The organism is Gluconobacter sp. P5B12, assembly GCF_018812035.1.
Classification (GTDB): Bacteria; Pseudomonadota; Alphaproteobacteria; order Acetobacterales; family Acetobacteraceae; genus Gluconobacter.
Genome location: NZ_JACRVV010000001.1, coordinates 879,966 through 892,739, shown reverse-complemented (window position 1 = coordinate 892,739; position 12,774 = coordinate 879,966). Strand labels below are relative to the sequence as shown.

The window sequence follows — 12,774 nt, the reverse complement described above, 5'->3', positions numbered from 1 at the left end:
GTTCAATCCTCTAAACCCAAATGAAAAAACGTTAGGCTTAATTGAAGCATCTTAAAAAGATACATCAGCGTCTAAACGTTCGACACTCAGGTCTCAGGAAAATAATCCCAAAACCAGCAGCACCAAAACGCCGCCAACATATCCCTTCCAATTCCATATTCAATTTTCAAAGATCATCATCTCAAACCGCCCCGGCCAAGCCCTCGAAGAAGGCCCCGCCGCGTCGGTGAACGGGCTTATACGGCCACCTACACACACCGTCAATCAAAAAATCATATAAAAATCAAAAAACTTGGTGAAGCCATGTTCTAAGGCTGCCATCCTACCCATCGCCCCACCGCTCATATCCTGCAAATCGGTGAAAAGCATGCTTCTGATCTCGGCCGTCTGGAGCCGCATTAGTCCGTCATACCTTCCACGACGTTACTCACCTGAATTTAACGCTTATAGTGGATCATCATATGGCGTGCGGCACGCCACACACATTTTGTGAGCCGTTCTCGTTTCTGGAGTTTCTGATGACGGTTGATGCACTTCTCTCAAACAGCCAACAACTTTCACCAGATGAAGTGGAGTGGCAGCTCATTATAGATGCCATTGACCCCGCTATCCGTTCAGCCGTCGCTGATATGGTAGAGAAACATGCTGCCGAGAGTGTGGAAGTCTTCTATTCGACGCTCCTGACGCATCCAGAAGCCACACCTTTTCTCTCCAACCAGATTGTTAACGACCACCTTCATTCCGCTTTGCTGAGATGGCTGCAATCTCTCTTTTCATCTACAGCGCCCGACCTTGCACAGCTTGTAGCGACGCAGCGTCGGATTGGACTGGTTCACGCCAGGATGCGCGTCCCGATGCATGTCGTCATGCATGGAGCCCGCCTTCTTAAAAACACTTTGAGAAAACTGCTTTTCGAGATTTTCCTCACGCCCGCGGATCTATCGACAGCCATCGATTACATCGAGAACATGATGGATCTGGCTATCGAAATGATGAGCCGAGAGTTTGTGAGGGATCTTCAGAAAGAAATCGAAACAGACGAGGCATACCGTCTTGTGACCCTTGGGCAGGATGTCACTCTTGAAAGAGAGGTCCAGCGTGCTGCACTCCTTGATTGGGGTCACAAGATATTACTCGCCATTTGCTGCAATGCTCCCCCTCCCCTCCCCTCATTGGAAAGTTCAGGGTTTGGGCTTTGGCTCAATCACAAGGGAAGTCTGCTGTTCCCGAATACAATGGGTATCGAGCATATTCGCACCTCAATGCGCCGCATTGATCGGGTCCTTATTCCAGCTCTCTCTGCTCAGGTCCCCCCAGACACAGCTCGCATTCACGAACTACAAGCCCAGATAGAAGAAATCCGTTTTTTAATGGATGACCTCTTCAAAGAGAGTGAGGCGCTTGAGAGCGGACGCGATCCTTTAACCTCAACCCTCAACAGGCGCTTTCTACCAACGATCATGGCGCGAGAAGTGGCTCAATCTATGCGCCGAGAGGTTCCATTCAGCATTCTCATGATCGACATTGACCACTTCAAATCAATTAATGATCGTTACGGCCATACTGGTGGAGACGCTGTTTTAAGAAGCGTGGCCGAAAAATTAATCTCATCCTGTCGGACAAGCGATTTTATTTTCCGATATGGCGGAGAAGAGTTTCTGATCGCTTTAGTTGAGACAGATACAAAAAGAGCTTTTCAGGTTGCTGAGCATATTCGTGAGAACGTCACGCACATATTAACCCAGCCAACCGGCTCCTCATTTTCCGTCACTGTTTCGATCGGCGTTGCCACATTTGATGGGCACCCTGATTATACACACCTCATCGAGGATGCTGATCGGGCTCTATATTATGCCAAGGCTGAAGGAAGAAATCGAAGCGTTATTGCTACGGATGCGTTAGCAACCCTCCCTCAGCTTCAGTAATTTTATAATTTTAAGAAAAGCCCCTTATCTGAATTCGTGTAAGAACAAATTCAGATAAGGGGGCTCTCTTACCAGACGCAGAATACTGCGTTGGAGATGGACCTGAAAACTTACTGATCGCTCATTGCTGTATTCAGGATCGCAGCAAGACGAACACCTGCTTGCTGCAACCGAAGCTGGATGATCGGCCAGGCGATAGCCGTATAGGCTTCCTTGATATCCGCCCCTTTGACCTGTGGAAGAGCACCGTAGGCGACAGACCGTGCCAAAGAGTGGCTTTCGTCAGCCCAATCAATAACGGCATGATGAACATCGCCGCCGGAAAGATCAGCCACCCAATATGTTGTCTCATCAGGTGTGATCGTGGCGCCGAGCCGAGTGGCTTCCTCGCGAGCATGACCAAAATCGATGGAATAATGAGGCCCGACAACCAAATTAGCTTGGCGATCCAGGACGCCTTCATCCCAGAGGGCATGAAGATTCATATGGCCGTTTGCAGTATCCCCAAAATATGACAGCCGGATAGCATTCCCGCCTTTATCATGATCACGCTCGGCAGCATGCAGAGGCTGATGCAAGTCACCAACCAGATGCACAACCCACTTTAAAGCATAGAGTCGACGCTGTGGGGACGCCGTGTGATCAGCGAGGATTTTTTCCAACTCTGGCAGTTTCTCGACAACGCAATTGCCGTCCGCACAATCGCGCGCCTGATCGTACGCCGGCTGAGACACATCCGTATCAACGTAATGCCAGAGCAGCGTCTCGGGTGCGCCGCCCTTCTTTTTGGGAACATGTCCAATTGTATCTGGCCATGACGCAACCTGATCCAGCGTTTGATGACCTTCCAGAGCCAGAAGCGCGGTCGCCGCTTTGGCGGCCGCTGGGGTCAGGCGATCCTGAGCGATATCAGCGACAATCGCATGTCCATAAGGCCCCCAGGCAAGTGCCTGAGAAGCGGTGCTTATCGTAACAGCACAGAACAAAGGGACAGAAAGGAGCCAGGTGCGCATAGCAAAACCATCTCGGACGTTATGAAGTCTGATTGCTTTTCTCACCCTTCCAAACTGCTCACAAGTGAATCTCTTGATACACTTGTTGCATTAAAATGACCGAACGGTTCGGCCTACCCCTTTCCTCTTGGCTTCTGACCTCGTAGAGAGGATGAGGACTAAAATGACTGAAATGGCGTGACGCAATTGCAAAAGCCACCTGCCCCGTTAGACCCCTCTCAAACTCCTCAATGGAGCCTTACATCGGAAGAGAATGCCCCTCTTCTGACACTCAAGGGCGCGTGGCTGGCACGAACAGGATATATTCCTCAGTTTCCGAAAGACGGACTGTCTACAGTCCCCAATGACAGCACCCTCACCTTTGATATGTCTCCCATCACCGACTGGGACACAGGTCTCATCGCGTTTCTTTGGGACATCAAACGTAGTGGGCACGACAAACACATTACTCTGGATGCTCAAAGCCTGCCGCCCCCTGTAAGGCAGCTTCTCGCGCTCTTACCAGACGCCGCTGATGGCCCTCCTCCAGCAGCAGCCAAGCGTATTCCCGTTCTTGAACGGATCGGAGGCCACACGATCAGCAGTCTCACTGAAATTGGCACTGTTGCAAGTTTGGGCGGCATGACACTTCGCGGAGGTCTTCAGGCCCTGACAGGGCGAAGTCGGATGCGACTTTCGGATCTTCTGAGTGATACGGCCAATGCCGGTCCTCAGGCATTAATAATCGTTGGTATCGTCAATTTTTTGATTGGCGCCATTCTGGCTTTTGTTGGTGCAGTCGAGCTTCAGAAATTTGCTGCTGGTATTTACGTCGCAAGCCTTGTTGGCATCGCTATGGTTCGCGAAATGGCCGCCGTCATGACCGCCATCATCATGGCAGGACGAACCGGAGGCGCATACGCAGCGCGTATTTCCACCATGCAGGGCAATGAGGAAATTGATGCCCTCAACGTCTTCGGCATTCCAACATCCACGTATCTGATACTTCCTGCAGTTCTATCGCTCGTTATCACGATGCCATTTCTTTACCTCTACGGCTGTCTGATCGGCATGCTGGGAGGGTTCGTGGTCGCGATTTCCATGCTGGATATTACGGCTGCTGGCTATTTCCATCAGACAATCACCTCCTTCGGTATCGGTCAGTTCATTTTCGCCTTTGTAAAAAGCATTGTCTTCGGTGCTTTCATCGGCCTCACTAGTTGCCGGATTGGTTTGAAGGCTGGACGATCAGCCGCTGATGTCGGCATCGCGGCTACCCGGGCTGTTGTGGTGGGAATTGTCGGGGTCATTGCGATTGACGCCATTTTTGCCGTTATTGCCGATGTGCTGGGAATCTGACGCATGACCGATACCCGAAAAACTGTTCTTTCAATGCAGGATGTCACTCTCGCATTTGGCCCCAAAGTCATTCAGAAGAACATCTCACTTGAAGTGAAAAAGGGCAGCATTTTTGCTGTCATGGGCGGCTCTGGCTGCGGCAAGAGTACACTTCTGAAAAGCATGATTGGCCTCCTTCGCCCAACCGCTGGCGAATATCAGGTCGATGGCGAAGATTACTGGTCTGGCACTGAAGCAGAACGAACAGAGCTCAACCACAGGTTCGGCGTTCTTTTCCAAAGCGGCGCTTTATGGAGTTCCATGACTCTCGGGGAAAATGTCGCCCTTCCCCTTCAGATGTTCACGGACCTCAAACCAGATGTCATTCGTCGGCTCGTAGAACTCAAACTGGGGTTTGTAGGTCTTCTGCCAGCCATAGACATGTCTCCGTCAGAAATCAGTGGCGGCATGCGGAAACGTGCTGGTTTGGCACGAGCAATCGCACTGGATCCGGATATCCTGTTTTTTGACGAACCCTCTGCGGGTCTGGACCCAATCACTTCAGCTCGTCTGGATGACCTGATCCTCAATCTCCGAGATGGTCTCGGTGCGACCGTCGTTATCGTCAGCCATGAACTCTCCAGTCTGTTCCACATCGCCGATGACGGAATATTTCTGGACGCAAAAAGCAAAATCCCCATCGCACACGGCTCTCCAAGGGACCTGCGCGACCACTGCGACGAACCTCAGGTCCATGCTTTCATGCATCGGGAACGCAACGAAGAAGGACGCAATTGATGAACAAGCAGGCTCTCGTAGGCGCCTTTGTTGTTGGTGGGATCGGCCTTGGCGTGGCAGCCTTCGTGCTGTTCGGCAACTTCCATCCCTTCACCCGCATGGAAAAGGCCGTCCTTATTTTCCATGGAGCATCTTCCGGCCTATCCGTGGGTGCGCCAGTCACTTTCCGTGGTGTGCAGGTTGGAGCGGTGGACAAGGTCGTTATCGAATATAACCCACAGACAAGAGACGCTTACATCCCTGTCTACATCACGATGCGGCCAGACAATATTACCCTCACCAACAGCAGCGCTCATCACTTCCCAACAATCCGGGATCTGGTGTCACAGGGCCTGCGAGGGGAAATGAATCTCAAAAGTTTCGTCACCGGCTCTTCCGAAATTGATCTGGATTTTGCACCTGACACGCCAGCCGCTCTGCATCCTGACATTGCGACAGTTACGGAAATTCCGACAAAGCAGTCGTCCATTCAGGCGATGACACAAACTCTGCAAAATCTGCCCTTCAAGCAACTTGGCGACAATGCCAATGCCACCCTTGCAGCCGTCCGGGAGCTTTCCGACAAACTGGACAGAGACATGCCTGCACTGATCGAAAGCATCCGTGCAACATCCGATCACAGTCGGGACATGATTGATGCAAGCAAAGACCTCGTCACGCATCTTCAACCCGAGCTGGAACATACTCTCAACAGTCTGAACCGACTTGCAGATGCTGGCTCCGACCAACTGACTGCGCGTGGGAAGGAACTCCAGGCTCTGCTGTTAAGCAGTAACCAAACCATCCAGAAGGCCGGGGAAAGCCTGAATAATATTCAGAGCATTACATCTCCACGATCGACAGACCGAGCCAATCTGGAAGCCAGCCTGCGCGATATCGCTGCGGCAGCCTCTGCTCTGCGAGGGTTCGCAAACGACGTAGAACGCAATCCGCAACTCCTCCTGACGGGACGCCACTGATGAGACTACCTTTCGCCTCCCTAGCCCTCGTTGGTCTGCTGCTCAGCGGTTGCTCGTCCCCACCAGTGCGTTTTTACACTCTGGGAGCCCCTGCCATCGGAAGCAATCTGCCCGCCAGCACGGCACCAGAGACTATATTGGCCGTCGACCCCGTCATTATTCCTGATTATCTCGACAGCAAGGATATTCTTGTCCGCGATGGAGATTTACTGGACCGGAGCGCGAATGGACGATGGGCCAGCCGCCTGTCCAGGGGCGTTACAGATCTCGTGACGGCGCAGTTGTCTCGTAGCTGGCCTTCAGTTTTCGTAACGACACACCCTTCCGCAGGGTCACCGCAAACGCGGCTGGTCATCACGATCAACCGTCTCGATATTACGAAGTCTGGTCAAGGAACGTTGGAGGCTGACTGGTCCTTTGTTCCAACTGACGAACACCACCCTGTTGTGCGCCAACGCGCCAGCTTCAGTGCCCAGGGATCGGTGGCTACCGATGATGGAACCGCAGCACTGACGCGTGAACTCGTCAACCAGTTAGCTGTAAAAATCGGAACCTCTGCTCCAGTTATGTAAAAATATTGAACAGGAAGGCCTGAAACAGACCTTCCTGTTTCAGTTCATGCCTCTGGCTGTGCATTCATCAACGCAGCCACCGCCTCCCATTCGGGTGCAGCGTCAGCAGCACCATGACGCGTCGTTGCCAGCGCCCCACAGGCAGACGCAACGCGGACAGCCTCGGAAAGAGGCTTCCCCTGCGCTAAAGCGAACGCCAGCCCGGCGTTGAAACAGTCTCCGGCTGCCACAGTATCAACAGGCTGGATGCGAAATGGCGCACTATGGCCGCTACGTGTTCCATCATGCCAAAACACGCCACGGCTTCCCATTTTGACGAGGACGGCTTTTACACCTTTTGCCAAAAGTAAGTTCGCTGCCTTTGCCGCGTCTTCTACCGTTTCAGGACGAATACCTGTCAATTGGAAGGTTTCACTTTCGTTTGGCGTAATAACATCGATTTCATGCCAGAGTGCTTCCAGAAGACCGTGCTCCGGCGCTGGTGCCGGGTCCAGCACAACCAGTGCTCCCTTAGCCCGCGCCTTACACGCTGCAGCTAAAACCGCCTTCTGAGGTACTTCAAGTTGCAAGAGAACTACGGCTGCCCGCTCGAGCCATTCCGATGCCGCTTCAACGTCGGTTTCATCTACCGCCATGTTCGCGCCACCAACCACAGTGATGCAGTTCTCTCCGCTCCCATCAATCCCGATCAACGCAATTCCGGTGGCGTGAGAAACATCTTCTCGCAGGGGAGAAAGATCCACTCCAAAACGCTCCAGTTCCTGACGCGCCTGTGCACCAAAACCGTCCTGCCCTATGCGTCCCGCCAGAGCGACCCGCACCTCAGAGCCAGCGGCCAAGCGCCCTGCTGCCGCAGCCTGATTACTGCCTTTACCGCCAAGCATGACGGCGTAGCTTTCGCCATGCACAGTCTCTCCAGGTCGAGGTAAACGGGTAGCCCGAGCGGTTACATCAATATTGATGCTTCCAAATGACAGGATCAGGGATTTCGTCGTTGGCATAGGTTTGATCTCGGTAAAATTGGGAAACATTTCTTAGCATTAGGCTTACAACGCCGTCAGTAGCCGTAAAGAATTTGCCTCTCCAGCCAAGCGATAACCGACATATGGATCGTATCGCCTATGGTTATTTTTTTCCTAAAGGGAGATGAATTTCCCATATTAATAGTTTCATTACTAAGCTAGGATTTCCTGAGCCGATGGAGACGTAGCAGCTTTTTTTTCAAGGTTTCCACAGCCGCGCCAGAAACGTTTCAACTGACAGGGTAAGTCTAATTATGTCCTCTGCCAATCGACATACCTCCTCTCGCACAGCCACGAAAAAAGCCGCAGCGGCGTCTCGAAGCAAAAAAGCGGCTCTGCCCACTCCAGAAACCGTTATCGAAGCTTCATATGTTGATGTAGAGCGTGTCGCTTCCGCAGAGGTTCCCACGAGTGGGCCGTTCCTCCCTGACATGGTCTGTGTCTTTGATAAGACATGGTACATGCGTGAGTACCCGGATGTGGCAGCTTCAGGCCTTGACCCGGCAACGCATTACCGGGAAGCGGGTTATCGGGAAGGTAGAAAGCCCAACCGCTTTTTTGACCCTGAAAAGTATCGCGCTGCCAATCCGGATCTGTTGGAATACGAAGATGATCTTCTGATGCACTTTGTATTTTACGGCCTGAACGAAGGTCGGCGCATTAGCTGATCCTTACTCAACCTTATTACAGAGCATAGCGCAGCCTCCTTCATTTTTTGTAATCGGTTGCGCCCTGCGGCTTGCCCTCCCCTCCTGGACAGAAGAGACTTCACTCTCCGTACTCTGTTCAGGAGTCCCTGTATCGTGAAAAACCTTCGCCCCCGTCTCGCTGTCGATATGGATGAAGTCATTGCAGACGCACTTACTGCTCAACGTCTTTGGTACAAGGATGTCCACGGCTATCAGTGGACAGAAAACGAACTAAGAGGACGCCATCTAGGCGACTTGGCTACTCCGGAACATGCTGCGGGAATGCAGGCACTTCTGCATGACGGACACTTCTTCGGTGACCTTGACGTTATGCCCGGCGCACAGAATGCACTGGAATTTCTGAGCCAGCATTTCGACATTTTCATCACGACCGCAGCAATGGAATATCCAGCCTCCTGCGCGCCCAAATTCCAGTGGCTACAGAAAAACTTTCCCTTCATTCCCACTCTGAACATCGTCTTCTGTGGGCACAAAAGCATTCTTGCTGCCGATTTTCTCATCGACGATAATGTGCGGCATTTTCAGAATTTCAGAGGACAGGGCATCCTGTTTTCCGCTCCCCATAATCTGAATGTGGAATGGTCGCCGCGGGTCGCCAACTGGAAAGATGCCGTTTCCTATCTGATGCAAATGCATCCCGAAACAGACGCTCCATAAACGCTCGCTCCCAGCCTCACGGCCAGAAATTACAGCATTGTAAGCTAACAGGCTTTTTTGCTTTTGGATTTGTGGTTCTGTTTAAGATACAGGTTTTCACCCTATTTTTTTCAGCTTCTGGTCAGTGAGCACATTCCGTTTATGTCCACCCCTTATCGCGCTGGTGCGTTTCGCCTCTCCCCTGAAGATTATCGTGCACAAACGGATGCCGCCCGAGCAAATCCAGAAGCATACTGGCAGGATCAGGGAAAAAGGCTGGACTGGATTAAAGCTCCATCCAGCGCGCAGGACACCGGGACGGGATGGTTTTCAGATGGAACGCTGAACGCCAGTTTCAATTGCCTGGACCGCCATCTGGAAACACGAGGAGATCAGACCGCACTGATCTGGCAGGCAGAAGAAGCAGAGCACATCATCCGCCTCACATATCGTGATCTGCATGAGCGCGTATGCCGTCTGGCAAATGTTCTGCGAGATCATGGTATTCGTCGGGGTGACCGCGTTGCCGTTCACTTACCAACAGTAATCGAAGGCGTCGTGAGCATGCTGGCCTGCGCACGGCTGGGCGCAATCCATGTCGTGCTGTTCGGCGGCTTCTCGCCGGAGGCTATTGCAGATCGGTTGGCCGACAGTGGCGCCAGTTTGGTGATCACGGCCAATGTCGGGCGGCGTGGCGCGAAACGCATCCCTTTCAAGACGACGATGGATTCTGCGCTGAGCCTGCGCCCGGACAGCTTGTCTGTGAAACACGTTCTGGTCGTCAGTGTCACAGATGAACCCGTCCCCATGCAGGCGGGCCGTGATGACATGCTCAATCCACTGCTGGCAGTGGCTTCGGCGTCATGCCCAATTGAAACGATGGCCTCTACGGACCCGCTGTTTCTACTTTACACGTCTGGGAGCACAGGCAAGCCAAAAGGCATTGTCCACGGAACAGGCGGATACCTGACCTGGGCCTCCTACACACACGAACTTGTCTTTGACCATCAGGCTGGCGATGTGTTCTGGTGCACGGCCGATATCGGCTGGATTACCGGTCATACCTACGTAGTTTATGGCCCGCTCTCGAACGGTGGCACCGTTCTCCTGTTCGAAGGCATGCCGTCTCATCCGAAGCCCGGTCGCTGGTGGGATGTTATTCAGGCCCATCAGGTCACCACATTCTATACATCTCCCACTGCCATTCGTGCCCTGATGCGCGAAGGAAACGATGTTCCCCGCGAATACGACCTGACCTCTTTGCGCGTTCTGGGAACTGTCGGTGAGCCGATCAGTCAGGAGGCATGGTCCTGGTTCGATGATGTCATTGGTGGTGGGCGTTGCGCCTTCGTAGATACCTGGTGGCAGACTGAAAGCGGTGGCATCCTGATTTCGCCCGTTCCAGGCGCTGTCAAGGAAAAGCCAGCGTCTGCAACACTCCCACTTCCGGGCGTAAATCCCATCCTAGTTGACGACAAAGGACATCCGCTGGAAGGCGCAACAGAAGGTGTGCTCTGCATTGATGGATCATGGCCGGGTCGCGCACTGACGATCTGGAATGACGATGCGCTCTTTGAAACAACCTATCTTCGCCCCTACCCCGGCCATTATTTTACGGGCGATGGCGCACGACGCGACGAAGACGGCTATTACTGGATCACTGGCCGGGTTGATGACGTCATCAATGTTTCTGGGCATCGCATCGGCTCTGCCGAGATTGAAGATGCACTGGCTGCAGAACATGCGATTGTTGAAAGTGCCGCGATTGGTATTCCGCATGACCTGAAAGGTCAGGGCATTGTCGTGTATGCTGTGGCCCGTGATCCGTCCCATCCCGATTTGGAAATGCTTGCCGTTCGCGCCATAGCTGCAAAAGTCGGGCGTTATGCGGTGCCAGAAAAAGTATATATCGTCCCTGATCTTCCAAAAACGCGATCTGGCAAAAATGTCAGACGCCTGATGCGCAAAATTGCCTGCGGCGAGACTGATGGCCTTGGGGACCTCTCCACCTTGGCTGATCCAGAAATTGTGGAAGTTCTGATCGCTATTGTTCAGGGCTAACCAACCGGCACGACCAGCTTTTCCAACAAAAGCTGGTCGTTGTCCTGCGAGGTTAATGTGATGAAGCTTCCCTGGCGCCGAAAGCTTCCCCCATCATGGCGAACCGATGTTCTGGCAGGGCTTTCGCTCGCTTTTACAAACATCCCGCAGGTCCTTGGTTATGCCCGCATTGCGGCCATGCCATCCGTCACCGGGCTTTATACAGTTCTTCTGCCTCTGGTGGGCTTTGCCGCCTTCGGCTCTTCCAGGCATCTTCTTGTCGCGGCAGATTCCGCCACTGCAGCCATTCTCTCTGGCGCCATTACAGCCATGGCTGCACCAGGAAGCGCGCGCTACATGGCTTTGGTCAGCGCTACCGCGCTCCTTGCCGGGATGCTGCTTCTAGCGGCCAGATTGTTTCGCCTCGGTTTTTTGGCAGACTTTCTTTCTCGAACAGTCCTTGTTGGCTTCATGACAGGGGTCGGCGTCCAGATCGCCATTTCCATGTTTCACGACATGCTCGGCATCCATACGACATCGCATAACCCCGCGATGCAGGCGGTCGAAACTCTTACTCAGGCCGCTCATCTCAACCTGACATCCACCCTTACCGCCGGTGCCACCGTAGGCGGCTTGCTCCTTCTAAACGGGCTTCTCCCACGATGCCCTGCCGCATTACTAGCTGTCGTTGGGGCTATTCTGGCAGATAGGACAGTCCCATTCCTGACGCGGAATCTCCCGACGCTTGGCCCTATCCAAAGCGGACTGCCGACCTTCCAAATACCCATTATCAGCTGGAATGAACTGCTTGCGCTTTTTCCGGTGGCAGCCTCATGCGTCTTCGTCATCATCACCCAAAGCGCTGCGACATCCCGCGTGTACGCAACACAGTTCGACGAAGAACTGAACGAGAACAGGGATCTGACGGGATTGGCAGCTGCCAACATACTTGCGGCAGTCAGTGGTACTTTCACGGTTAACGGCAGCCCAACCCAGACAGCTATGGCAGTACGAGCAGGTGCCCGGAGTCAGGTGGCACAAGTTGTCTTTTCGCTTTCAACCCTGATCGTGCTCCTCTTCCTCACCACGCCTTTGCAATACCTTCCACAATGCGTACTCGCTGCGATTGTCTTCACTGTCGCGCTGGGAATGATCGAAATCCGCGCACTGCTCTCAATCCGTCAGGAAAGCCCGGGAGAGTTCTGGCTTGCACTTGTGACGGCGGCAGTCGTTGTTGGCGCCGGAGTAGAACAGGGCGTACTCACCGCCATCGCTCTGTCGCTCTTTCGTCATGTGCGCCACAGTTACGATCCTCACACGGCCGTTCTTCAGCCCTTTACTCCTCAGGGAACGCTGGAAGCCGTTCCAGCCCGTGGGGGCCTGGAGAGTGAGCCTGGACTCATTATCTTCCGCTTTTGTGCGGACCTGTTCTACGCCAACTCTACTCGCTTCAACCGAGACATCCTGACGTTGCTTAGCGATGCCCCGCACCCTGTTCACTGCATTCTCATTGAATGCAGCCCCATCACGGATATTGATTATTCGGCAGCCAACGACCTGCGCCTGTTACTCGCAACACTCAAACAGAGGCAGGTGACGATGATTTTTGGACGTGTAAGCCAGGATCTCAGGGCAGATATGAACCGGCATCATTTGATAGCCGCAATCGGTCCAGAAAATATTTTTGAAGAACTTCACACTGCCCTTGCCGCCGCCAGGCGTTATACAGACGCGACAAACCATACCCCGGGCAGCATCGCTCCCACACACACGCCATCATGA

General features: G+C 53.2%; 11 protein-coding genes. 9 read left to right on the top strand and 2 right to left on the bottom strand.

Features of this window, described 5'->3' with window-relative positions; translation table 11 throughout:
• Positions 1-518 precede the first annotated feature (518 nt).
• Positions 519-1,925, top strand: coding sequence for a diguanylate cyclase (locus KP702_RS04040; RefSeq protein WP_202206754.1), 1,407 nt, complete (start codon positions 519-521; stop codon positions 1,923-1,925).
• A 110-nt stretch (positions 1,926-2,035) separates the two neighbouring features.
• On the opposite strand, the gene KP702_RS04035 is transcribed toward KP702_RS04040, so the two are convergent.
• Positions 2,036-2,938: a S1/P1 nuclease gene (locus KP702_RS04035; RefSeq protein WP_202206753.1), complete on the bottom strand. Its 903-nt coding sequence runs from the start codon at positions 2,936-2,938 to the stop codon at positions 2,036-2,038.
• Between the two features lie 177 nt (positions 2,939-3,115).
• Between KP702_RS04035 and KP702_RS04030 the strand changes: the two genes are divergently transcribed.
• From KP702_RS04030 to KP702_RS04015, 4 genes are read left to right on the top strand one after another with little or no spacing between them, the layout of a single operon-like run.
• Positions 3,116-4,276, top strand: a complete 1,161-nt coding sequence (locus KP702_RS04030) for an ABC transporter permease (RefSeq protein ID WP_237389852.1) — start codon at positions 3,116-3,118, stop codon at positions 4,274-4,276.
• A gap of 3 nt (positions 4,277-4,279) precedes the next feature.
• The gene (locus tag KP702_RS04025; RefSeq protein WP_046899474.1) at positions 4,280-5,053 is read left to right on the top strand and encodes an ABC transporter ATP-binding protein; all 774 of its coding nucleotides are present in this window, start codon (positions 4,280-4,282) and stop codon (positions 5,051-5,053) included.
• On the top strand, positions 5,053-6,012 hold the full coding sequence (locus KP702_RS04020; protein WP_215768527.1) for an MlaD family protein: 960 nt from the start codon (positions 5,053-5,055) through the stop codon (positions 6,010-6,012). Before KP702_RS04025 ends, KP702_RS04020 begins: the two co-directional genes overlap by 1 nt.
• A complete protein-coding gene (locus KP702_RS04015) occupies positions 6,012-6,584 on the top strand; it encodes a membrane integrity-associated transporter subunit PqiC (RefSeq protein WP_215768526.1) in 573 nt (190 codons plus the stop codon). Before KP702_RS04020 ends, KP702_RS04015 begins: the two co-directional genes overlap by 1 nt.
• Positions 6,585-6,628: 44 nt before the next feature.
• Here the strand turns inward: KP702_RS04015 and KP702_RS04010 are convergent, their stop codons facing one another.
• Positions 6,629-7,585 carry a ribokinase gene (locus KP702_RS04010; protein ID WP_202206750.1) on the bottom strand — a complete coding sequence of 319 codons (957 nt, stop codon included), beginning with the start codon at positions 7,583-7,585 and terminating at the stop codon, positions 6,629-6,631.
• 275 nt (positions 7,586-7,860) lie between these two features.
• On the opposite strand from KP702_RS04010, the gene KP702_RS04005 reads away from it, so the two are divergent.
• From KP702_RS04005 to KP702_RS03990, 4 genes are all read left to right on the top strand, one after another.
• The gene (locus KP702_RS04005; RefSeq protein WP_215768525.1) at positions 7,861-8,274 is read left to right on the top strand and encodes a hypothetical protein; all 414 of its coding nucleotides are present in this window, start codon (positions 7,861-7,863) and stop codon (positions 8,272-8,274) included.
• A 135-nt stretch (positions 8,275-8,409) separates the two neighbouring features.
• On the top strand, positions 8,410-8,973 hold the full coding sequence (locus tag KP702_RS04000; RefSeq protein ID WP_215768524.1) for a 5' nucleotidase, NT5C type: 564 nt from the start codon (positions 8,410-8,412) through the stop codon (positions 8,971-8,973).
• Between the two features lie 141 nt (positions 8,974-9,114).
• Positions 9,115-11,013, top strand: a complete 1,899-nt coding sequence (gene acs, locus KP702_RS03995; RefSeq protein ID WP_215768523.1) for an acetate--CoA ligase — start codon at positions 9,115-9,117, stop codon at positions 11,011-11,013.
• 60 nt (positions 11,014-11,073) lie between these two features.
• On the top strand, positions 11,074-12,774 hold the full coding sequence (locus tag KP702_RS03990) for a SulP family inorganic anion transporter (RefSeq protein ID WP_215768522.1): 1,701 nt from the start codon (positions 11,074-11,076) through the stop codon (positions 12,772-12,774).

Excerpts from the sequence above, each read along its gene's own strand:
- KP702_RS04040 (WP_202206754.1), top strand. The coding sequence starts at position 519 with ATGACGGTTGATGCACTTCTCTCAAACAGCCAACAACTTTCACCAGAT.
- KP702_RS04035 (WP_202206753.1), bottom strand. The coding sequence starts at position 2,938 with ATGCGCACCTGGCTCCTTTCTGTCCCTTTGTTCTGTGCTGTTACGATA.
- KP702_RS04025 (WP_046899474.1), top strand. The coding sequence starts at position 4,280 with ATGACCGATACCCGAAAAACTGTTCTTTCAATGCAGGATGTCACTCTC.
- KP702_RS04020 (WP_215768527.1), top strand. The coding sequence starts at position 5,053 with ATGAACAAGCAGGCTCTCGTAGGCGCCTTTGTTGTTGGTGGGATCGGC.
- KP702_RS04015 (WP_215768526.1), top strand. The coding sequence starts at position 6,012 with ATGAGACTACCTTTCGCCTCCCTAGCCCTCGTTGGTCTGCTGCTCAGC.
- KP702_RS04010 (WP_202206750.1), bottom strand. The coding sequence starts at position 7,585 with ATGCCAACGACGAAATCCCTGATCCTGTCATTTGGAAGCATCAATATT.
- KP702_RS04005 (WP_215768525.1), top strand. The coding sequence starts at position 7,861 with ATGTCCTCTGCCAATCGACATACCTCCTCTCGCACAGCCACGAAAAAA.
- acs (WP_215768523.1), top strand. The coding sequence starts at position 9,115 with ATGTCCACCCCTTATCGCGCTGGTGCGTTTCGCCTCTCCCCTGAAGAT.
- KP702_RS03990 (WP_215768522.1), top strand. The coding sequence starts at position 11,074 with ATGAAGCTTCCCTGGCGCCGAAAGCTTCCCCCATCATGGCGAACCGAT.